Origin of the sequence: Paenibacillus sp. FSL R7-0313 (genome assembly GCF_037969885.1) — a bacterium.
Lineage (GTDB): Bacteria > Bacillota > Bacilli > Paenibacillales > Paenibacillaceae > Paenibacillus.
The window spans coordinates 1,600,563-1,620,993 of the sequence record NZ_CP150219.1 but is presented as its reverse complement, the minus strand read 5'-3'; the positions used below and the strand labels follow the sequence as shown (position 1 = coordinate 1,620,993).

Sequence of the window (20,431 nt, the reverse complement as noted above, 5' to 3'; positions counted from 1 at the left end):
GTAAAGAGGTATGTACTTATGAGCAAAAAAACAAACATTCCCCGTTCACCGGGTAGACCCAAAACAGGTGTGGATCAAGCATCTGTGCAATCCAACATATTGATGACAGCTTCACGATTGTTTATGGAATACGGGTATGAACCCGTCTCTCTCCAGCAGATTGCTTCTTTATGCAATGTAACCAAAGCATCGATCTATTATCACTTCTCCAGCAAAGCCGATCTGTTCACTGTTGCCATTACCCGCATGATGGCGATGGGCATGCAGCAGACTTCGCTCCGTCTGGGAGAACCTGGTACGCTGCAAGAGCGGCTGATCAAGGTTGCGGAAGCGAAGATGCAACACTCCCATATTGAAACGGAGAGCATGATGCGAGAAGCCGAGAAACATCTGGATACGGAGCAACTCGCCCAGATTCGAGAAGCGGAGGTTCGCATATTTGAAGTGCTAGCCACCCATTTTCAGAAGGAGATGGACAATGGTTACTTGCGGGTCGGGAACCCCATGCTGCTTGCCCATGCATTTACGTCACTGCTGATGCTCGCGAACCGCGAAGATGTACGCAACATGAATGACGGCAGCATTGAGGAACTCGCACGGGAACTGGTGGCGCTATTTCTGGATGGAGCGGTTAAGCGGAACTAAAATATATAGCTGTATCTCAAAAGTAGTTATGCCAAAGAACCATCGGGCGATGCAATGAACACACCTACCGATGGTTTATTGGTTAAAATCTAATCATGATTATAGGACTCTGCTCCTGAAAGTTTTGAATTGATCCTGTAATTACTTACCTGGTACTTAATCGACAGTGATATAAATAGATATATTAGGGCCATCACTACTATTCTCCGTATAGAATTTACCTTCACCCGTTGGTCTTCCGTTTTTAAACATGCCCACATAGACTAACTTACCGTTTAAGTACCCTTTACCTTTGCCGGTAATAGCTCCATTTTTAGCCTGCCCATCATAGATGATTACACCATCTTCGTACAATTTAATTTTGCCAGAATACGTGGGTACTCCTTTATCAAATGCACCAACATAGGCAATTTCTCCATATTGATATGCTTTACCTTGTCCCTGTGGCAAACCATTCTTAAACGTACCCTGATAGAACATTTCACCATATTCTGTATACCACTTACCTTGACCATGAAACGAACCATTCAAAAAATCACCCTTATATTTAACCGTTCCATCTGGATAATATTCGGTACCCTTACCTGAAGGAAGCCATGTTTCCTTATCCACCTTACCAACATAATTAAACTTTCCATTTGGGTAATAAGTCTTTCCCTGTCCATTAGAAATATCCGAGTACAGCTTTCCATCTGCGTTATACCTTTTTCCTTCATGAGGCATTCCCGCTACAAACTTACCTTCAAAGCTCTTCTTCCCATTTGGAAAGTAGGATATTCCTTTACCATTAGGAACACCATTTTTGACTTCTCCCACATATCTGTGTTTCTCACCAGAAAGAGTAATATAGATTTCTTTTTTCGCTGCTAAGACCTGTCCAGGTGAAGTAAACAGCGGTGTAGCCAAAATTAAAAAAACAGTAAACCACTTCAAACAATTCTCTAACTTTCGCATTTCGTTAAATCCCCATTTCTATTCTTATAGAATCTATCGGCCTGCTAAGGTAAACTGATACGTCTCTTTAAAACTATGAATGTCTGGTTTACTACAACGCAGCTATGTATACAGTACAGCAAATCAAAATATGTAATTCGAGCAGAGTAATACGAATCTTCAAACCAGGTTTCTCTTCGACTTAGCAAGCACGACAATACTTATATCGACCATTATAGCTACAAGCATGAGAAAATATGGTAGAGTGTTGTTAATTATCTATTTCCCGTTGATTAATACGATACATAACATGAATAACACTAGCCTTGAACCCATAGGAGGAAACAACCATGTCACCACCAAAACCTTCCCCACTTATCCCCCGTCTGCTGGAAACGCAGCGCATATACCTGCGTCCTTTCGAGATTACAGATGTGGATGCTTATTTCCCCAGCCTGTTTGACGCCGAGATGCGTAGGCTGACGGGTACACAGAACAGTTTTACACGTGCTCAGGTTGAACGTTATGTTGAAAACGCAGCACAGGATGACTCCAGACTCATGTTACTAATTGCTTTACAGGAAAATGATCAGATCATCGGAGATGTCGTCCTGATGGACATGCATGCCAAGAATCGCAGTGCACATATCCGGGTTGCCATCGATCAGGCGGAGCATCAAGGAAAAGGCTACGGTAGCGAGGCGTTGCTGCTTATGCTGGACTACGGTTTCGGCATCTGTAACTTGCATCGAATCGAGCTTGAGGTGTACGCCTTCAACGAGCGAGCCATTCGCACGTATGAGAAACTCGGATTCCAGCGCGAGGGTGTGAAGCGGGATGTCTTGTTCTACAATCATCAATACCATGATGCCATTCAGATGAGCATGCTGGAGGATGAGTTTAGGCAACGTCATATGAAAGATCAGGTAGGGAATGTTTAAGTTTCCGATCAGCTAAAATCAACCTAAAAAACCGGGGGATCTAATAACCCTCCCCGGTTAGAAACTTCAGATGACCCGTCAGCACCGAAAGCTCGGCGGGGGTCTTCATATACAATTCGCCGTCCGTGTCAGCTGACATCGGGACATCCGTCTTCACTTTTAGTGTAGATGCCTTGAAGTATGAAATACTCTCACTCTGAGGTTGCCAATCTCCCTCCGGCTTGTGCGACAGAATCTCTCGCAGCAGCGGAATGCCTGTCTCATGAATAATGAGCACGTCCAGTTCGCCATCCTGCAACGCATCCGGTGCAAAGGGTAATGCATTGGTTCCCAGAAAACGGCCGTTGGCTGCATAGATCATCACGGCTTCGCCTTCCATCTTTTTCCCGTCTGCCTCCAATTGATAACGAAACGGCTCTGTATGACTAATCGTCTGCAACGTGCTGATAAAATAACTGAGCTTACCCAGCGCGCCTTTCAGATTCTCGTTAATATTCTGCGATGCATCACTGATTAAGCCAATACCGAAAAAGTTCGTGAACACCCGATCATTAGCTCGTCCAACATCAATGGATACCACCCGACCTGCAAACATTTCTTGTGCGGCAATCTCTGCATCCGGTGAAATGCCGAGCGAACGCGCAAAATCATTACAGGTACCTCCAGGCAATACACCAATCAACGGAGGATGTTGCAGATCAGCCAGTCCATTCACGCATTCATGTACTGTGCCATCCCCACCCAGGATAAACACCACATCGAATTGCTCCCCGCGCTCACGACACAGCTTCTCCCCTTCACCCGGTTCATCCGTACGCACAATGACGAGTTCATGCACAGCTGGAGCCAGCACACCAGCCACAAGTCCCACTGTATTCTCACGATTGGCCTTGCCTGAATGATGATGATGAATTAACAACGCTTTGTTAAACTCCATCCTTCTCTTCCTCCATTCCAATGCTTGTTAACCTTTACCCACAAAGGTCGAAGCCGTAAACAAGCCTTGCGCTAAGTACTCATCATGATTTCAAATAGGTTCCCCAACCGGATATGCATCCTAATCCTCATTCATTTCGTAATAGCTAGATGGCCCGTTTATCCATAAACCATTTCCTTGTTTAACCAGATGTATGCATGAGAAAAAGGGTTTCTCCGCACCTTAATGTCATAAGGCTGCAAATTTTGCTGGTGAGAACCCATTCAAATCGAGTCAAAACGGTTATATCTATACCATATACGAATGGAGGGATTCCCTATGATTCCGGCAACGTTGGAACAATTGGAGCAAGTTCGCAAGGAATGCCGTACCATGGTTCGCAAAAGAGCTACCGCTTCCGCCGGTACAACACTCGTTCCGCTGCCCGGTACAGACGTACTGGCTGATGTGGGGATGCTGATGCAGCTGTTGCCTGCCATTAACAATAAATTTGGATTATCACAAAAACAGCTGGACGGCATGGACCCTGAGACCAAATCCATGATCTATGGATTCGTCATGTCCATCGGAAGCAAAGTCATCGGTCGTATGATCACCAAGGAATTGGTGGTACAGGTTCTGAAAAGAGTCGGCGTACGCGTAGCTACCAAATCCGTCGCCAAATTTGTCCCCTTTGCAGGACAGGGACTGGCTGCCGCACTCAGCTTTACAGCCATGCGATATGTGGGTAACAAACATGTGGATGACTGTTATGAGGTTGTGAAACGTATGATTGAGCAGCGCGAATTGATTCCGGGTGAACCCGCTCCGTCTGCGCTGGAGGAAGTGAACAGCGACGACGTGAAAGTAGAAGTGAACTCGATCTCTAGCAACGGAGCAGATGAACCTGCAAAGGAGACTAAGGATCAGTAAATAAATAATTCATATCTCAGCGTCAATCCTCTGGAGATACGACAAATAGCCGGGAGCACCCCTAAGGGTACTCCCGGCTATTCTTGTTAGTTACATCTGTAATCAGATCGCCTGCGGTTGTTGCTCCGCAAACTGACTATTGTACAGATCCGCGTAGAAGCCCTGACTTGCCATCAATTCATCATGATTGCCCTGTTCAATCACGTTACCATGATCCATAACCAGGATCAGATCGGCACCGCGAATGGTAGACAAACGGTGTGCAATGACAAAGCTTGTGCGATCCTTCATCAGATCATTCATTGCTTTCTGGATAAATACTTCAGTCCGTGTATCCACGCTACTCGTCGCTTCATCCAGAATGAGAATGGCCGGGTTAGCAAGGATCGCTCTTGCAATGGTCAGCAACTGTTTCTGCCCTTGAGAGATGTTCGACGCCTCTTCATTCAGCACCGTATCATAACCATCAGGTAGTGTACGGATAAAGTGATCCGCATGTGCCGCAACGGCTGCCTTGATGACATCCTCTTCCGTAGAACCTTCTCGACCATACGCGATGTTGTCCCGAATCGTTCCGTTGAACAACCAGGTATCCTGAAGCACCATGCCGAACAGACTACGCAGCTTGCCACGCTCCATGTCCTTAATGTCGGCACCGTCAATCGTAATCCGACCATCCTGAATTTCGTAGAAACGCATTAACAGGTTGATCAGGGTGGTTTTACCGGCTCCCGTTGGTCCAACAATGGCTACCGTCTGTCCCGGTTTTACATCAATATTCATGTTATGAATGAGCAGTTCATTTTCTTTATATCCAAAGTTAACACCTTGGAATGCAACCGCACCTTTAGGCTGCTGTAGTTGCACGGGTTGTTTGGACTCCGGAACTTCTTCCTCTTCATCCAGCAACTCGAATACTCGTTCTGCCGAAGCAATCGTTGATTGAATGATATTGGAGATATTTGCAATCTGGTTAATCGGTTGTGTGAATTGACGGGAGTACTGTGTGAAGGCCAGAATATCCCCGATAGAGATCGATCCGCGTGTAACGAAAATCCCACCAACCACACAGATCAGCACATAACCCAGGTTACCGACAAAACTCATGAGCGGCATAATAATACCCGAGATAAACTGGGCTTTCCAGCCAGATTCATACAGCTCTTCATTGACCTTCTCGAATTGCTGTACGGATTGTTCTTCACGTCCAAATGCTTTGACAACCTTGTGTCCCGTGTACATCTCTTCGACATGACCATTCAGTTCCCCAAGGGATTTCTGTTGACCCGCAAAGTGTTTCTGCGAACGGGATGCGACCAGCATGACAACAACCACACTGAGTGGCAACGTCAAAATCGTGATCAGCGTCATCCATGGACTAATCGTCAGCATCATGATAATTACGCCGACAATTGTGACGATAGACGTAATGAACTGTGCCAAACTTTGCTGAAGTGTATTACTGATATTGTCCACGTCATTCGTGGCACGGCTAAGTGTCTCCCCAGTTGTGCGGGAGTCAAAATATTTCAAAGGAAGACGTCCAACCTTCGCACTGATCTGCTCACGCATGTCATACACAACACGCTGGGCCACACCGGCCATCAGGTATTGCTGAACATACATAAATGCAGCACTGAACAGATAGAGTCCGCCAAGCAGATATAATACTTTCATCAATGCAGGAAAATCAATCCCGGCTCCCTGTACACCCTGAAGGATGGCAATGGCGCCTTTACTGAGAATATCCGTTCCTTCTGCCATAACTTTTGGACTGATGATGCTGAATACGGTACTCAAAATGGCTGCAACCAGCACGCCTAACAGACGAGAACTATGGGGCTGGAGATAACGAATCAAACGCCGCAGTGTGCCTTTGAAATCTTTTGCTTTCTCAGCGGGAGGTCGCATGCCCATTCCGGGACCTGGACCCGGCCCACCAGGGGGACGATGCGACTTGCGTTCTGTACGTTCACTCATGCGATCTCCTCCTCTGTCAGCTGGGAGGATACAATCTCGCGATACACTTCATTGTGCTCCAGCAGCTCCTTATGTGTTCCTGAACCGACAATTCGGCCCTCATCCATAACCAGAATGCGATCGGCATCCATTACTGTACTTACGCGTTGTGCGACAATCAGCACAGCCGCTTCTGTCGTTTCGGACTTCAGCGCAGCACGAAGTTTAGCATCTGTTTTGAAATCGAGAGCAGAGAAACTGTCATCAAAGATATAAACTTCCGGACGGCGAACAAGTGCCCGAGCGATGGAAAGACGTTGCTTTTGTCCACCAGATACGTTGTTACCACCTTGCGCGATCAGGCTGTCATATCCCTCTTTCATCTCGGTAATGAAGTTCTCAGCCTGAGCCGTACGGGCCGCATGAACAACTTCATCCATTGTGGCATCGTCTTTCCCGTGACGGATATTCTCCGTAATCGTACCCGTGAAGAGAACTGCTTTTTGTGGTACAAAGCCAATTTTGGCACGCAGATCTTCCTGCCGAAGTTCACGCACATCCGTACCATTTACCCGAACACTACCTTCGGTCACATCATAAAATCGTGGGATAAGACTGAGCAATGTCGATTTCCCAGAACCCGTACCGCCGATAATGGCTGTTGTCTCACCTGAACGAGCTGTGAAGGAGATATTGGACAAAGCTGGATTCTCTGCGCCCGGATAACGGAAAGTTACATTGTCAAACTCAATCATACCCTGCATGGATTTCATGCCAAGAGGCTGCTCGGGATTGCTAAGATCCGGCTGCATATCAAGCACTTCGTTGATCCGTTCTGCCGATGCTGAAGCTCTTGGGATCATAACAAAGATCATCGAAACCATAATCAGTGAGAACATGATTTGCATTGCATACTGGATGAAGGCAATCAGTGCACCGATGTTCATATTGCCACTGTCGATCCGCATTCCCCCAAAATAAAGGATGGCAATCATTGAAAAGTTCATAACCAGCATCATCACAGGCATGATGGTTGCCATGAGCACATTAACTTTGATCGATGAATCTCTCAGTTCTGTATTGGCACCGTTAAAGCGCACTTTCTCATGCTCCCCACGGTTAAAGGAACGAACAACCCGAATCCCTGTTAACTGCTCACGCAGCACCAGGTTGAGTCGGTCCAGCTTTTTCTGAATGGTTTTGAACAAAGGTAAACCCTTGGCACCAATTAGCGCAATGGCTCCACCCAGTACCGGAAGCACGACCAGGAAAATCGTAGATAATTTGGCGTCCTGAGATACCGCCATGAAGATCCCCCCGATACACATGAGGGGAGCCATAATCATCATGCGCAGCATCATCGTAAGTACGTTCTGTACCTGCGTAATGTCATTCGTCGTACGCGTAATCAGTGAAGCAGTACCCATCTTATCGAACTCCTGGAGCGAGAAGTTCTCCACATGGCGGAAAACTCTGCTGCGCAGTTGTTTGGCAAATCCACCCACTGTTCGAGATGAGAGGTAACTGGCGATCACCGAACACGCTGTTCCGCCAATCGCGATGACCAACATCCATCCGCCAATCTGCCAGATATACGGGATATCTCCTTTAATGATGCCGTCATTCACAATATCTGCCATTAGTGTAGGCAGGTACAATTCGGCAAGCGACTGAAACAGTACCAAGACCAGAATGAAGATAATCGGTATTCGGTAAGGCTTCAGCATGCGAAACAGTTTCATCATGGCGTATCATCTCCTTGTGTGGACGTCTCCGTCTGTTGGAAAACCACTGTATCAAAAAAGGTATAAACCTTGGTCAACAACTCCGTCAATTGAATGCTTTCTTCCTCACCCAAATGCTCGACGAGCTGGTTGAATGTTTGCATGCGCTCCTCATGTGCCGCCCGAATAATGTTTCGCCCTGCCTCCGTAATGGTGATACGCACAGCACGGCGATCCTTCGGGTCCATCGTTCGTTCCACCAGCCCTTCGTCCTCAAGCCCACGAATAACCGGGGTTATCGTTGGTGATTTCACCCGCAGTAACGCACTGATTTCCGATACTTTTAGCCCTGGGCGACTCTCATTCAGCTCTCTCTCAAAATCTGGCGGATTATCCCGCCAATCCAGACGTTCTCCCGGATGCGTACCATGCAGCAAACAAGCCAGCACCATAATTTCATTGTGATTGCGCCCATGAGGTTTATGTTGCCTCCATTTGCCTTTATTAAACTGCATGATGGAGTACAAAAGCTTCTGAGCGACCGGATCTATATCAGTCATAATGGGTCCCTCCTTCTTTCTCTTATCATTCCATAGATATCCAACATCATAGGACATCTATTAAATAGCAGTACAATTAAATAGATGCACAATTAATTAGGTGTACTAAGTATATTATCGCAAGAAGCCAATGTCAAACATCTAAAAATGACCAATATTAGCCCATAACCAAGAGCCTACACGCGCTTGATTAGTTTTTTGTCATTTGGCCTCCATTGGAGCCCGCTAAACTTAATATGTGCAATTCCATGAATTCAACTTACAAAGAAGCTCCCATTCGTTACTCCGGTGGATGATGACCCGGGGTATAGAATGGGAGCATTTTTATTACGATTAAAATTAGAAACTAGAGAATCTCCTATATTGCATAACTTGCATGATTAAATGCGCTTATTAATCATCAAGACTGTGAAGCAGAGACTGTTCTAGGCACTGAGGCAAAAGGGAAATATTCTTTTGCATTGTTGTAGGCAATGCCCTGTACGATCTGACCGAGCAGCTCCAGATCCTGCGGTGCCTCCCCTTGTTCGGCCCATTCACCAATGAGGTTGCAGACGAGACGACGGAAATACTCATGCCGGGTGTAGGACAGGAAGCTGCGTGAATCAGTCAGCATGCCGACAAATCGGCTGAGCAGTCCCACATTCGCTAGTGCCTTCATCTGAGCGAGCATGCCGTCCTTTGTATCATTGAACCACCATGCTGCGCCAAGCTGGATTTTGCCCGGAATGCCCCCGCCCTGGAAGCTGCCGATGATCGCCGCGAGCACTTCGTTGTCCCTTGGATTCAGAGAATACAAAATCGTTTTGGGCAGCGCTTGTTGCTGCTCCAACGCGTCGAGCAATCCAATCATTGCCGATGACAGTGGCGTATCATTGACTGCATCGTAACCCGTATCCGGCCCAAGCTTGGCAAACATCCGCGTATTGTTGTTACGGGCTGCATTAATGTGGAACTGCATCACCCAGCCTCGCTCTGCATACAGTTTGCCAAGGAACGTCAGCGTTACCGTCTTGTACTTGTCCTCTTCCTCACGAGTTACCTTCTGACCCGCAAGTGCCTTGGCAAAGATGGCACCCGCCTCTTCGCGTGTAGCCACGCCGTAAGGAACATAATCGAGTGCATGGTCAGAGACTCTGCCGCCTACGGAATGGAAGAATTCCACCCGGGACTCCAGTGCGGTAAGGAAAGACTCATAATCTGAAATCGCGGTGCCAGATGCCTGTGACAGCTTGCCCACCCATTCTGTAAAGGTATCGCGGTTCAATTCGAGCCCTTTATCCGGACGGAAGGATGGCAATACGGCGGTATCAAAGCCTTCGATCTCCTGAATCTTCAGGTGATACTCCAGAGAATCCGTTGGATCATCGGTTGTGCACACAACAGTGACATTGGATTTGGTAATTAGATCACGTGCACCGAATCCGTCACTGTTCAGTTTGGCATTTACTTTTTCCCAGATGGCTGGGGCGCTTGTCTCATTCAATACTTCATAAACGCCGAAATATCGCTGTAATTCCAAGTGAGACCAGGCGTACAGCGGATTACCAATCATCATGGGTACCGTTTTAGCGTAAGCTAGGAAACGATCGTAATCGGTCACTCCTTCGCCGCCGGTCACATATTGCTCTTCAATTCCGTTTGCGCGCATGAGCCGCCACTTATAGTGATCACCGTATAACCAAGCCTCTGTAAGATTGCCAAAGGTTTTGTTCTCGTAGATCTCCTGAGGACTGAGGTGGCAATGATAATCAATAATCGGCATGTCTTTGGCATAATCCTCATATAACTTGATCGCCGTTTCATTGTGCAGCAAAAATTGTTCATCCAGAAAAGATTTCATTCGCCTCGCACGCTCCCTTTAGGTGAGTTTACGTTCATATGGGTTCACTTCCCATCTTTACGCTACACTGTTTGCCATCAAAGTTCAATATAAAATGATAGCGTTATCAAAAAAGGTTGATTTAGGCATATATTCGGGAACAAGGTATACTGGATTTAATGCAAGGATGCTGATCTGAAGATCACACAAGGAGATGAAATGAATTGAAAGTTACTTTTCTCGGCACAGGAGATATGTTCAGCGTGGAGCAGCACCACAATAGTATGCTGGCTGAATTCGGAGACACGCATCTGGTTATTGATTTTCCGGAATCCAATGCCAAAGCACTCAAGCAATATGGATTCGCCATGACCGATATCCACAATGTGTTCATTACGCATCTACATGAAGATCATATTAACGGTGTACAGATGCTCGGATACTACTCACAGATCGTAGGCGACCGCAAACCTCGTCTGTTCATCCACGAACAATTGGTAGATCCGCTCTGGAACATTTTATCCCCCGGCATGCGCTACACAACGGATGGTGAACGTACCATGAGCGATTATTACGATGTCGTCCCCCTGCCAGATGGAGGCACATTCGAACTGGGCGGTGTGACGTTTGAGACGTTTCGGACACAGCATGTTCCCGGTATGGTGAGCAATGGGCTACTCACCAAGCCTTACTTCTATTACAGTGCAGACAGTACACTCGACCAGGAACGGGTGGAGCAAGCTGCCGCCGATGTGCAGCTGATTTTCCATGAATGTCATATGCATGATCTGGTGATCAAATCTCATACGTCATTGAAGGATCTGGAGCAGTTACCCGCAGAAGTGAGACAGAAAACCGTACTAATGCATTATCATGACGAGTACGCAGATGCGGACAGACGGAAACAGTTCAACCGCGAGCATGATCTGCGGATGGTTGGTACGCTGGAATCATTTGAGCTGGAGTAGGTAAACGGAGGGTATTAGATAAGTGATGGATTCGTATCGTAATCGTTCTGTATCCTAATGGAGGTAAATGCTATGGAGTATCGATTTGAACAAGGTTACTTTCTGATATATTCTCCTGCAAGAAGCACCAGTAGTGGAGACATCATGGTGGTTAAATTACTGGAAAGACCCTTTAAGGATAGAATTGAATTCCTTATTAACAGCAAAAACTATGAGTGTACTACACACCATGAATACTTAAACTTTGAGCCAACTTCTCATCATAAACCTGAGAAGCCTGGAGCATTTTCAATGGAACGAAGTGAGTTCAATCGAATGTGGGATACGATGAATCAGTATTTTGAAGAGTAATAACCTTATCCTGCTGTTAAATCTAAGCTGATTCCTTTCTCATTTCATGTTTTTACTTGTAGCAGTGATTCGTTTGCCTATGGCGGCGAGCCTTAACCCACGTTAAGCTAACGAATCTGAGAGGCCTTATTCGGCTGAGATCCGAGTTACCAATATTCTAACGAATCTCAAACGCGTTAATCTAGTGATGTTGCTCCAATTGGAGCTATTTCAATCGTTTTTGAGAGTAATAAGATTACTGAGATTCGTTAGAATTCCAATAACGCTAATTCAGTGCAAATAAGGTGCCCTCGGTTCGTTAGGATGGAGTTTTAGTTGTACCTAGAAAAATGCAAAAAAAAACACCTGAATACAGGCATGCATGCTCTCCTGTTCAGGTGATTCAACGATCTATATACTGTTTTTATGCGTTCGGTGTACCTTTTCTTATCCTGCCTGGCACATGCCGTTACTCAGCGTCAGCGCAGTCCTCATTCTGTTCAGGAAGGGCCCATACCGAGACGCCTCCACCGCATACATGGAAGGTGGCCCAGCCGTCTTCCTCAATGGTAATCTGATCATCACAGCTGTTCGTCAGATCCACCCAGACTTCACCAGCACGATGCTCTCCGATAAACATTCTCTTCTCACCGTCATCCCCGTTGGAGATGACCACTGCACAACCGGAGCCTTCGATTTCCTCTACGCCGCGACGCACCCAGCCAATCGTATTCGCGTGATCGAAGTAATCTTCCTGCTCTCCATATGCCTTGTTGCAGCGGGCAGACAGCAGAATGTCCAGAATCTCCTTTTTGCCATCCACAGGTTCAGGTCCACCAATGCCATAATAATCTCCGTAAAATACAACCGGATAACCATCACGACGTAATAGCGTCAACGCATAAGCGCTCGGCTTAAACCAATCTCCAATCCATGATTCCAATGCTTCATGGGGTTGTGAGTCATGGTTATCTACAAAGGTTACCGCATGGGTAGGATGGGTCTGGACCAAGGTGTCATCAAAAATTTTGGAGAGATCAAAGTCTCTGCCTGCAAGCGAAGCCTCATGCAACTTGTAGTGAAGAGACACATCAAACAGGTCGATCTGATAGTCTACCGTATCAAGGAATTCACGACATGCATCCAGGTTCGAGTTCCAGAACTCACCTACGATGTAGAAATCCTGACCGCGTTTGCGGATCATCTCTGCCGCGAATTCCTTGATGAATTCGTGGTTGATATGCTTAATCGCATCCAGCCGGAACCCACCGCACTGAAGGGTATCGATCAGCCATTTCCCCCAATCGATCATCTCGCGCCGAACATCCGGGTGGTTATAATCTATATTGGCGAACATCAGATAGTCATAGTTGCCAAACTCATCATCAACATTCTCATTCCATTTTTTATTCTCTCCTGCGATGCGGAATACACCTGTTCGTTCTCCCTTGGCGTCAAAGTCTGTACCGTTGAAATGTTCAGAGCTCCACTTAAAGGAGGAGTATTGATCTCCGCGACCCGGGAATGTGAATTTGGTCCAGCCCTCAATTTCGAACGGCTCAGAAATTTCCTTCGTTCGATCATTCGGATCAACCTCGATCACTTTGAACACTTCCGTCTCATCTGCTCCGGCCTTGTGATTCATAACCAGATCCACATAGACGGCAATGCCGTTCTTCTGACACTCAGCAATGGCCTCCACCAGTTCCTGCTTGGTGCCATATTTGGTCCGTACGGTACCCTTTTGATCAAATTCGCCCAGATCGTACAGATCATATACACCATAACCTGTATCTTCTGCTGACACTGCCTTGGTTACGGGTGGAACCCATACCGAGTCAATACCTTTGGCTTTCAGTTCCGGGGCCATTTCAGCCAGTCGCTTCCAATGATCTCCGTCTGCAGCCAGGTGCCATTCAAAAAACTGCATCATGGTATGATTTCTCTTCATTATAACCGACCTCCTTGATTGCTTTCGAAGCGGACCGCGGAACGGATAGGGTAATCGCCGTTGTTCGTTCGTTGCTAACCAAGTTATAACCCTTTCACCCTACCCTTCAATCATATAAAGGAAAGAAATCTGAGAAAAATGTTAAACTTCTTGGTTCAGCATTTGCCTGATTCCATTGAAATTGCTGTGGAGATGCATCATATTCAAATTCGTTTATAGTCCCGCCACTCCTCGGGCAGCAGGGAACGATACGGTTCCTGGATAAAACGATCGTCGACCAGCACCAGCACACCCCTGTCTTCCTCTGTCCGAATCAGCCGTCCACCCGCCTGCAGCACCTTGTTCATACCCGGGAAAATATAGGCGTAATTGAATCCGTTGCGTCCTGTCCGATCATAGTAATCACGTAATACGTTGTTCTCCAGACCAATCTGCGGCAGCCCCGCACCTACCACAACCACGCCATTCAAGCGATCTCCCGGCAGATCGACACCCTCTGAGAATACGCCACCCATGACGGCAAATACCAAGCGTGTTCGTTCAGGATTCGGCTGAAATCCATCCAAAAACTGCTCCCGTTCCAGTTCGTTCATGCCTTGCTTTTGTATGACCGTATCCGCTTCAATCGGAAGTTGTGCATAGGTTTCATAGATTTCTCGCATATAAGGATAGGAAGGGAAGAACACCATTAGATTGCTGCGCGGCCATTCACTTACCAGCTGTTGCAGCATCTCCGCAATGGGGCGCCGGGACTGTTCCCTGTCCTTATAACGCACGGATAAGGGCAGGAGTCTCACATCCAATTGTTCGCGCTGAAACGGCGATGGAATCTGCAATGTATAATCCTCTTCCTCTGCACCCAGCATATCCCGATAATAGCGAAGGGGTGACAATGTGGCCGAGAAATGAATGAGGGAGCGGAATCCTTTGGCCGTCTGACGAAGCAGTACCGAAGGGTCGAGACAAAATAACTTCACTCTCACTTCACTTCGAACACACTCTGCATACGTAATAAAACGTTCATCATACAGCTTGGCAATGCGCAGGAAATTCTGTGCCGTGAAGTAGGCATCCAACAGCAGCTGATCCGTCTCGGCATTCCCCGAACCACCTTCAACAAGACATTGCTCCGCGACCATGACAAAAGGTTCCAGCCGTTCAATCAGTTCCTCCGGTGCTTCCTGCTGGATGATCTTTCCTTCTTCTCCACCGTTTTTCCGAAGGGTAATCAGATACTTATCAATGGCCCCGGTGTAATCAACAATGGCTTTGGCAGCAGGCACACTGCTGTCCAGCGACTGGAACTCTCTTTTCACATCCAGGAACACTGCCTTCTCCAGCTCGGCGGAAAACATCATTCGGCCACGATCGACCAGATTATGTGCCTCGTCCACCAATAACACCGTCTTGCGTTTCTGCTCCTCCAACATTCTTTTCAAAGAGATCCGCGGATCGAAAATATAGTTATAATCGCAGATCACCGCATCGGCTGCATACGCCGCATCCAGTGAAAACTCAAACGGACACACCCGATGTTTGCGCGCATACTGCTCGATGACCGGACGTGTCATCAACGTCTCATGTTCCAGCATGTCCAGCACGGCTCCGTTAATACGGTCATAATATCCTTCACACATGCCACACTGGCCCTTATCACAAGCTTCCTCTTCCTTAAAACATATCTTGTCCTTCGCGGTCAGACTGATCACATGCATCTTCAATCCTTCCGATTGCATCCGGGCAAAAGCTTCTTCTGCCGCCACCCGTGTCGTCGTCCTTGCGGTCAGATAGAACAATCGGCTCGCTTCGCCTTCGCCAATCGCTTTGACTGTGGGGAACAACACGGACATCGTTTTACCAATGCCTGTTGGTGCTTTCGCCATCAATCCCTGACCCTCACGGATCGTCTTGTATACGGCTCCTGCCAGCTTCCGCTGTCCCTCCCTGTATTTGCGAAAAGGAAACGGCAGCTCTTTCACACTGATATCACGCTTTTCTTCATACGCAGCGATCATCTCTGCATATGGCGCATAACCGGCAATCACTTCTGCCGCAAACTGCTCCAGTTCCTGTCGCTCTGCCATTCGGCGAAACCGTCTTTCTTCATGGGTTACCGAATGCACATACGTCAACTGCACTTGCATGCGTGGTTCATCTTGCTGAACGGCGTACATGTAGGCATACATCATGGCCTGTGCCCAGTGCACTGGAAGACCTTCTCCCAGATCATCCAGATTGCCCGCAGTGGATTTGATCTCATCTACCGTCAACTGACCTTCCAGACGAATTAACCCGTCACATCGTCCCTCCACCACATAGGTCAGATCCCCATGTTGAATCTCAGCCTCGAGCACAATCTCTTTTAAATCCTCTTCCGTGTACTCCTTCTGTACCCGCTGGTGAATTCGAGTTCCCTCCTGCATCGATGCATTGGTCCGGAACCCTGGACGTATGCTGCCACTGCGGTACACATACTCCACTAAAGGTCTAACCGATATCCGAATTGTTGTTGTCATACGATCACCCGTTCTGTTTGTAGTGATTATACTTTATCATGAAAAGACGTACTCAAACCAGTTGATCCGCCGATTGGACTCGCCCAATCCCATATGCTATGTTGATGTATATAAGTTAAATAAGGAGGCAGCTTCTATGTATATCTATTTGGTTCCTTCACCGATTCCAGATGCACTTGCTGCATACCCGCATCTGACTTTGCGAAGCGAAGAGCACGTACGTCTGGCTATTGAATCCGCAGAACGCCTGATGAATATCGAGTCTGATGATAAAGTAGCCGCATATGAAGCTTTTGATGCCGCAGGCTCCTGGACTGGCGGTGGTTACGCTGTTCTCAACAATATCCCTGTCACAGAGGATGGACGAAATGATTTCGAAGAACGGTTTAAGAACCGTGCCCGCAAGGTAGAAGACGAGCCTGGCTTTGTCGGTATTCGTGTGCTTCGTCCTCTGAAGGATGACACATATGTCGTACTTACACTCTGGCAGTCGGAGGAACATTTCAAAGGCTGGCAGGAATCCCAAGCATATAGTCACGCTCACCGTAACCGCAGTACAAGCGAAGGGCTGACCGCACAGAAGCCCACCATGTTCCCCAGACCTTCTTACGTTACAACGTACACTATAGAATAACGAAATTGGGTCACATCTGGCTTTTATCGCAGTAGCCCATGCTTTTTCGAACCTCTTCCTGCATGGAAGAGGTTTTTTGCCGTCAATTGTAGAAGGCTCTCATTTTTGACACAGCCATGCTGAGATAGGATAATACTTGTTAAATGAAACTTCGGAAGGGAAGGCGGTACCTTGTCACGCAGTTCACTCACCCGATTTCTAAGCGGACCGTTTATATTCTTTACCATTATCATGATGATCAAAAGTTCACTGGCCTGGATTGTTATCTTCGATGACATCCCTGTCTGGAAACCACTGCTGACCGAATTGCCGCTCATCTGGATCGGATTCTGTCTAATTGAGTGGTTTGCTGCCAAGCGGCGGATGTGGATATACCTTGCCATGAATTTGCTGCTCTCAGGGATTTTCTTTGCAGCCATCATGTACTACAAATACTATGGTGTAATCGTTAACTATCACGCGTTGGCACAGGTGAATCAGGTGACTTCGGTCAAGAGCAGCATGTTTTCATTGCTTGATCCCTATTATTTGTTTATTTTTGCAGACGTGCTGATCATTGGGGGAATACTCATTCGTCGTCGGATCAAACTCGGGAGTACAGAACGCCCGAACCGCATTCCGCTTGAACGACGTGCCAGAAGACGTGTTGCTTCGGTCATTCTGACCCTGTCCATGATCCTGTGCATGCTTAACATCTATCCCAATCGGGCCAGCATGAGTGAGCTTACACAAGCAGAACAGATGGGCATCCTCGGTTACGAGGCGTACACCATCCTAGATCGACCTGATAAACCTGTGCCCATTGCTCACATTGATCAGACTGACATCGACCAACTGAAGCAAACGACCGAACTTCCTGCGATTGTGGAGCAAGGTGCCGCGAGCGGACGCAATGTGATTATGCTCCAGTTGGAATCGTTTCAGAACTTCCTGATTGGATTAGAGGTAGATGGACAGGAGATTACGCCTAATCTGAATCAATTGGCTAGACAGAGCCTGTATTTTCCGAACTTTTATCAGCAAGTGGGACAGGGAAATACATCGGATGCAGAATTTGTTGTGAACACATCGTTCTACACCCCGCCGAACGGGGCAGCAACAACTGTATATGCAGATAAAGCTCTGCCAAGTCTACCCAAGTTGATGTCAGCAAACGGGTATCAGACAGCTACATTCCATACAAATGATGTTCGTTTCTGGAATCGGGATCAGTTATACAAGGCACTTGGATTCGACCAGTATTATGATATTGATTATTTTGGCACACAGGACTCTATCGCCTTTTCGGCCTCGGATGAAGTCCTATATTCCAAAACACTGGATAAGCTGGAATCCATGCAGTCTTCGGGCGATCCCTTCTATGCCCATATCATCTCCATGTCAGCCCACCACCCGTACACTTTGCCTAAAAACAAGGTGAAACTGACGCTGCCAGAGCGTTACAAGGATACGTTGCCCGGTGATTATCTGATATCACAGCATTATGCAGATCAGGCGGTTGGACAGTTGATTGCTGGATTGAAAGAGCGGGGATTATGGGAAAATAGTTTGTTTGTCTTGTACGGAGATCACCTGGGGCTTCCCATCTACTCACTGGATCGGGAAGACAAAGTCGTCATGAAAGAGTTGTATGGTCGGGAATACACATCAGCAGATATGATTAATATTCCACTCATTATCTCGGCACCGGGCGTTACCCCGGGTGTTCAACTGGAACAGATTGGAGGCCAGGTGGACATTCTGCCAACGATTGCCGGACTCACCGGAGTATCACTGGAGGAACAATTACATTTCGGACAGGATTTACTGCGTGAAGGCGGAAACCTGCTACCCGAACGATATTACCTTCCTTCCGGGTCCGTGCTAAACGATGCTTCTCTCTTCATTCCCGCGAAAGGATACGGGGATGGGACGCATTATTCCCTAGCTGATGCGGGCAGACAGGATGCCGTGCAACAGCAGTTGAATGTTCCGTCAGAAGAGATACCGAAAATTTCGGCGGACAAGGTACCTCCAGCATTCACCACACCCAATAACAGTGAGGTATCTTCTTCACGGTTTATAACAAAGGAACAGTACGATCGAGCATTGGATCTTGCACACTTGTCCAACAGTTATTTGAGCCAGCTACCGGATCGAAAGACTACACAATAATTGAATCTTTTCACTCGAACTCATCCATGCGGCGACCTTCCTCTTTACCATAGAGAGAACGGTCGCTATTTCTATTACGGAACCAGACTAGTGGCCTATCCATTCGTGAACAGACCATCAAAGAGCCAGTTGCCTTCCTCGGAACGAATGAAATAGAAATCCAATGCACTGTTTCCATCAGACCATACTATAGCCATATGTAAAATGACACGATCTGAATCCAGAGGATTAAATCCACGATACTCCAAATTATTCAGGCTAACGTTTTGCAGAAAAGGGACTTCGTAATCCCCCTGTTCCAGTTTCGAAATAATGGTATTGTTCTGCTGCGATATTTCTATGTTCGATGAAGACACCGATTCAAGATATGTATAGTTATTCGATTGCATCGCCGCCATCAGTTTAAACGTTATGTTCAGCGTTTCTCTTAAACTTTCTACTTCTTCCTGCTCTTTTGTGTCTTTTGCATCTTTTTCCTTCTGAATTTGTTCGTTATCTATGGCATCCTTGCGCTCCCTCTCCTGTACATCTGGTAGTGAAGCATCGTCACTTGAACTGCAGGCTGTTAAAAATAAAGCGAGCATCCATATCAACAAGATTCTGCTTTTTCTCATCTAATCTCCTCCTTAATAAAATGAATGAACACAAACACATATCTTCCACATTTATGGTAATATATTTCATATAAAAAAGAGTATCCTGTTCGTTCTGAAAAATAAACTAAATAAGACCCGAACCTGTTAGTCCAGGCTCGGGTCTTTCATATGATTACAACGGCAGTAACGCAACCGACTTACGAGCAGTCAATTGCTCTACCATGGCAAGCCATTCTTGTGGTTTGTTAGGAAGCACAGCATAATATCGATTCAGGAAATCAGCCACCAGGCTGGCTGGCAGTTCACCAAGCGACTCATCACCTGGCATAAAGCACAGATCCAATCCGCCAACCGCTTCGCCGTCACCTTGCCAGGATGGATGAACATATGGGAAGTCCAGACGCTGATATCCCAGATGGGACAGCACTTCGCGACGCACATACGGGTCCATCGGCTTGATGCCGCCAAACTCGTGATCCTGACTCAAATAAGGGTTATAGATTTCGGCAAACATGCCGAACAATTCTTTCCCGTTTGCCGCAGCCAGCTTTTGCAGATCACGCTTGCGGTGATTCGCCAGGAAACTGCCAATTCCCAGACCTTCGCGCCCAATAATCGTGAAGTCCGTCATGGCTACGTTCCAGTCCTCGTAATAACGGTACTCTGTCGCTCCAACAACCTGTCCCTCATGCACAGCCACGAACACCCGAATACCCGGATCTTCCAGCGGTTCTTCCCACAGGGGAAAGTCCAGCACTTCTTCCCGCGGGAAGATCTCCTGCATCAACTTGTGCATTTGGGCAAACAATGGATCTTTAATGGATGTAATACGCGTGAATTCCATAAATA

Annotated in this window: 17 protein-coding genes; 7 read left to right on the top strand and 10 right to left on the bottom strand. The window is 47.0% G+C overall.

The window, feature by feature from the left end; genetic code table 11:
- Positions 1–18 precede the first annotated feature (18 nt).
- Complete coding sequence (locus tag NSQ38_RS07170; protein WP_339788180.1) at positions 19–645, top strand: TetR/AcrR family transcriptional regulator; 627 nt, start codon at positions 19–21, stop codon at positions 643–645.
- 156 nt (positions 646–801) lie between these two features.
- On the opposite strand, the gene NSQ38_RS07165 is transcribed toward NSQ38_RS07170, so the two are convergent.
- A complete protein-coding gene (locus tag NSQ38_RS07165; RefSeq protein WP_339788178.1) occupies positions 802–1,551 on the bottom strand; it encodes a hypothetical protein in 750 nt (249 codons plus the stop codon).
- 377 nt (positions 1,552–1,928) lie between these two features.
- On the opposite strand from NSQ38_RS07165, the gene NSQ38_RS07160 reads away from it, so the two are divergent.
- Positions 1,929–2,519, top strand: a complete 591-nt coding sequence (locus tag NSQ38_RS07160; RefSeq protein ID WP_339788175.1) for a GNAT family protein — start codon at positions 1,929–1,931, stop codon at positions 2,517–2,519.
- A 40-nt stretch (positions 2,520–2,559) separates the two neighbouring features.
- On the opposite strand, the gene NSQ38_RS07155 is transcribed toward NSQ38_RS07160, so the two are convergent.
- The gene (locus NSQ38_RS07155) at positions 2,560–3,456 is read right to left on the bottom strand and encodes a diacylglycerol kinase family protein (protein WP_339788172.1); all 897 of its coding nucleotides are present in this window, start codon (positions 3,454–3,456) and stop codon (positions 2,560–2,562) included.
- A 318-nt stretch (positions 3,457–3,774) separates the two neighbouring features.
- Between NSQ38_RS07155 and NSQ38_RS07150 the strand changes: the two genes are divergently transcribed.
- Entirely contained in the window at positions 3,775–4,368 is a 594-nt protein-coding gene (locus tag NSQ38_RS07150) for a hypothetical protein (protein WP_339788169.1), read from the top strand.
- A gap of 102 nt (positions 4,369–4,470) precedes the next feature.
- Here NSQ38_RS07150 and NSQ38_RS07145 read toward each other — a convergent pair whose 3' ends face one another.
- From NSQ38_RS07145 to uxaC, 4 genes are all read right to left on the bottom strand, one after another.
- Positions 4,471–6,348 (bottom strand): ABC transporter ATP-binding protein, encoded by a 1,878-nt coding sequence (locus NSQ38_RS07145; protein WP_339788167.1) that lies wholly within the window; start codon positions 6,346–6,348, stop codon positions 4,471–4,473.
- On the bottom strand, positions 6,345–8,072 hold the full coding sequence (locus NSQ38_RS07140; RefSeq protein WP_339788166.1) for an ABC transporter ATP-binding protein: 1,728 nt from the start codon (positions 8,070–8,072) through the stop codon (positions 6,345–6,347). Before NSQ38_RS07140 ends, NSQ38_RS07145 begins: the two co-directional genes overlap by 4 nt.
- The gene (locus NSQ38_RS07135) at positions 8,069–8,611 is read right to left on the bottom strand and encodes a MarR family transcriptional regulator (protein ID WP_339788164.1); all 543 of its coding nucleotides are present in this window, start codon (positions 8,609–8,611) and stop codon (positions 8,069–8,071) included. The genes NSQ38_RS07140 and NSQ38_RS07135 overlap by 4 nt, the downstream gene beginning before the upstream one ends.
- A gap of 400 nt (positions 8,612–9,011) precedes the next feature.
- Positions 9,012–10,454 (bottom strand): glucuronate isomerase, encoded by a 1,443-nt coding sequence (gene uxaC, locus NSQ38_RS07130; protein WP_339788162.1) that lies wholly within the window; start codon positions 10,452–10,454, stop codon positions 9,012–9,014.
- A gap of 203 nt (positions 10,455–10,657) precedes the next feature.
- On the opposite strand from uxaC, the gene NSQ38_RS07125 reads away from it, so the two are divergent.
- Positions 10,658–11,401 carry an MBL fold metallo-hydrolase gene (locus tag NSQ38_RS07125; RefSeq protein ID WP_339788160.1) on the top strand — a complete coding sequence of 248 codons (744 nt, stop codon included), beginning with the start codon at positions 10,658–10,660 and terminating at the stop codon, positions 11,399–11,401.
- 72 nt (positions 11,402–11,473) lie between these two features.
- Complete coding sequence (locus tag NSQ38_RS07120; RefSeq protein ID WP_339311238.1) at positions 11,474–11,752, top strand: hypothetical protein; 279 nt, start codon at positions 11,474–11,476, stop codon at positions 11,750–11,752.
- A gap of 448 nt (positions 11,753–12,200) precedes the next feature.
- On the opposite strand, the gene NSQ38_RS07115 is transcribed toward NSQ38_RS07120, so the two are convergent.
- Both NSQ38_RS07115 and NSQ38_RS07110 read right to left on the bottom strand, forming a co-directional pair.
- Positions 12,201–13,682, bottom strand: a complete 1,482-nt coding sequence (locus NSQ38_RS07115; RefSeq protein WP_289390588.1) for an alpha-amylase — start codon at positions 13,680–13,682, stop codon at positions 12,201–12,203.
- A 203-nt stretch (positions 13,683–13,885) separates the two neighbouring features.
- Positions 13,886–16,198 carry an ATP-dependent DNA helicase gene (locus tag NSQ38_RS07110; protein WP_339788158.1) on the bottom strand — a complete coding sequence of 771 codons (2,313 nt, stop codon included), beginning with the start codon at positions 16,196–16,198 and terminating at the stop codon, positions 13,886–13,888.
- Positions 16,199–16,334: 136 nt separating this feature from the next.
- Between NSQ38_RS07110 and NSQ38_RS07105 the strand changes: the two genes are divergently transcribed.
- On the top strand, positions 16,335–16,832 hold the full coding sequence (locus tag NSQ38_RS07105) for an antibiotic biosynthesis monooxygenase (RefSeq protein ID WP_036612926.1): 498 nt from the start codon (positions 16,335–16,337) through the stop codon (positions 16,830–16,832).
- A 171-nt stretch (positions 16,833–17,003) separates the two neighbouring features.
- Positions 17,004–18,986 (top strand): LTA synthase family protein, encoded by a 1,983-nt coding sequence (locus NSQ38_RS07100; RefSeq protein WP_339788155.1) that lies wholly within the window; start codon positions 17,004–17,006, stop codon positions 18,984–18,986.
- Between the two features lie 95 nt (positions 18,987–19,081).
- Here NSQ38_RS07100 and NSQ38_RS07095 read toward each other — a convergent pair whose 3' ends face one another.
- Entirely contained in the window at positions 19,082–19,600 is a 519-nt protein-coding gene (locus tag NSQ38_RS07095) for a hypothetical protein (RefSeq protein ID WP_339788152.1), read from the bottom strand.
- A 154-nt stretch (positions 19,601–19,754) separates the two neighbouring features.
- Positions 19,755–20,426: a hypothetical protein gene (locus NSQ38_RS07090; RefSeq protein ID WP_047840815.1), complete on the bottom strand. Its 672-nt coding sequence runs from the start codon at positions 20,424–20,426 to the stop codon at positions 19,755–19,757.
- Between the last annotated feature and the right edge of the window lie 5 nt (positions 20,427–20,431).

Excerpts from the sequence above, each read along its gene's own strand:
- NSQ38_RS07170 (WP_339788180.1), top strand. The coding sequence starts at position 19 with ATGAGCAAAAAAACAAACATTCCCCGTTCACCGGGTAGACCCAAAACA.
- NSQ38_RS07160 (WP_339788175.1), top strand. The coding sequence starts at position 1,929 with ATGTCACCACCAAAACCTTCCCCACTTATCCCCCGTCTGCTGGAAACG.
- NSQ38_RS07155 (WP_339788172.1), bottom strand. The coding sequence starts at position 3,456 with ATGGAGTTTAACAAAGCGTTGTTAATTCATCATCATCATTCAGGCAAG.
- NSQ38_RS07150 (WP_339788169.1), top strand. The coding sequence starts at position 3,775 with ATGATTCCGGCAACGTTGGAACAATTGGAGCAAGTTCGCAAGGAATGC.
- NSQ38_RS07145 (WP_339788167.1), bottom strand. The coding sequence starts at position 6,348 with ATGAGTGAACGTACAGAACGCAAGTCGCATCGTCCCCCTGGTGGGCCG.
- NSQ38_RS07140 (WP_339788166.1), bottom strand. The coding sequence starts at position 8,072 with ATGATGAAACTGTTTCGCATGCTGAAGCCTTACCGAATACCGATTATC.
- NSQ38_RS07135 (WP_339788164.1), bottom strand. The coding sequence starts at position 8,611 with ATGACTGATATAGATCCGGTCGCTCAGAAGCTTTTGTACTCCATCATG.
- uxaC (WP_339788162.1), bottom strand. The coding sequence starts at position 10,454 with ATGAAATCTTTTCTGGATGAACAATTTTTGCTGCACAATGAAACGGCG.
- NSQ38_RS07120 (WP_339311238.1), top strand. The coding sequence starts at position 11,474 with ATGGAGTATCGATTTGAACAAGGTTACTTTCTGATATATTCTCCTGCA.
- NSQ38_RS07115 (WP_289390588.1), bottom strand. The coding sequence starts at position 13,682 with ATGAAGAGAAATCATACCATGATGCAGTTTTTTGAATGGCACCTGGCT.
- NSQ38_RS07110 (WP_339788158.1), bottom strand. The coding sequence starts at position 16,198 with ATGACAACAACAATTCGGATATCGGTTAGACCTTTAGTGGAGTATGTG.
- NSQ38_RS07105 (WP_036612926.1), top strand. The coding sequence starts at position 16,335 with ATGTATATCTATTTGGTTCCTTCACCGATTCCAGATGCACTTGCTGCA.
- NSQ38_RS07095 (WP_339788152.1), bottom strand. The coding sequence starts at position 19,600 with ATGAGAAAAAGCAGAATCTTGTTGATATGGATGCTCGCTTTATTTTTA.
- NSQ38_RS07090 (WP_047840815.1), bottom strand. The coding sequence starts at position 20,426 with ATGGAATTCACGCGTATTACATCCATTAAAGATCCATTGTTTGCCCAA.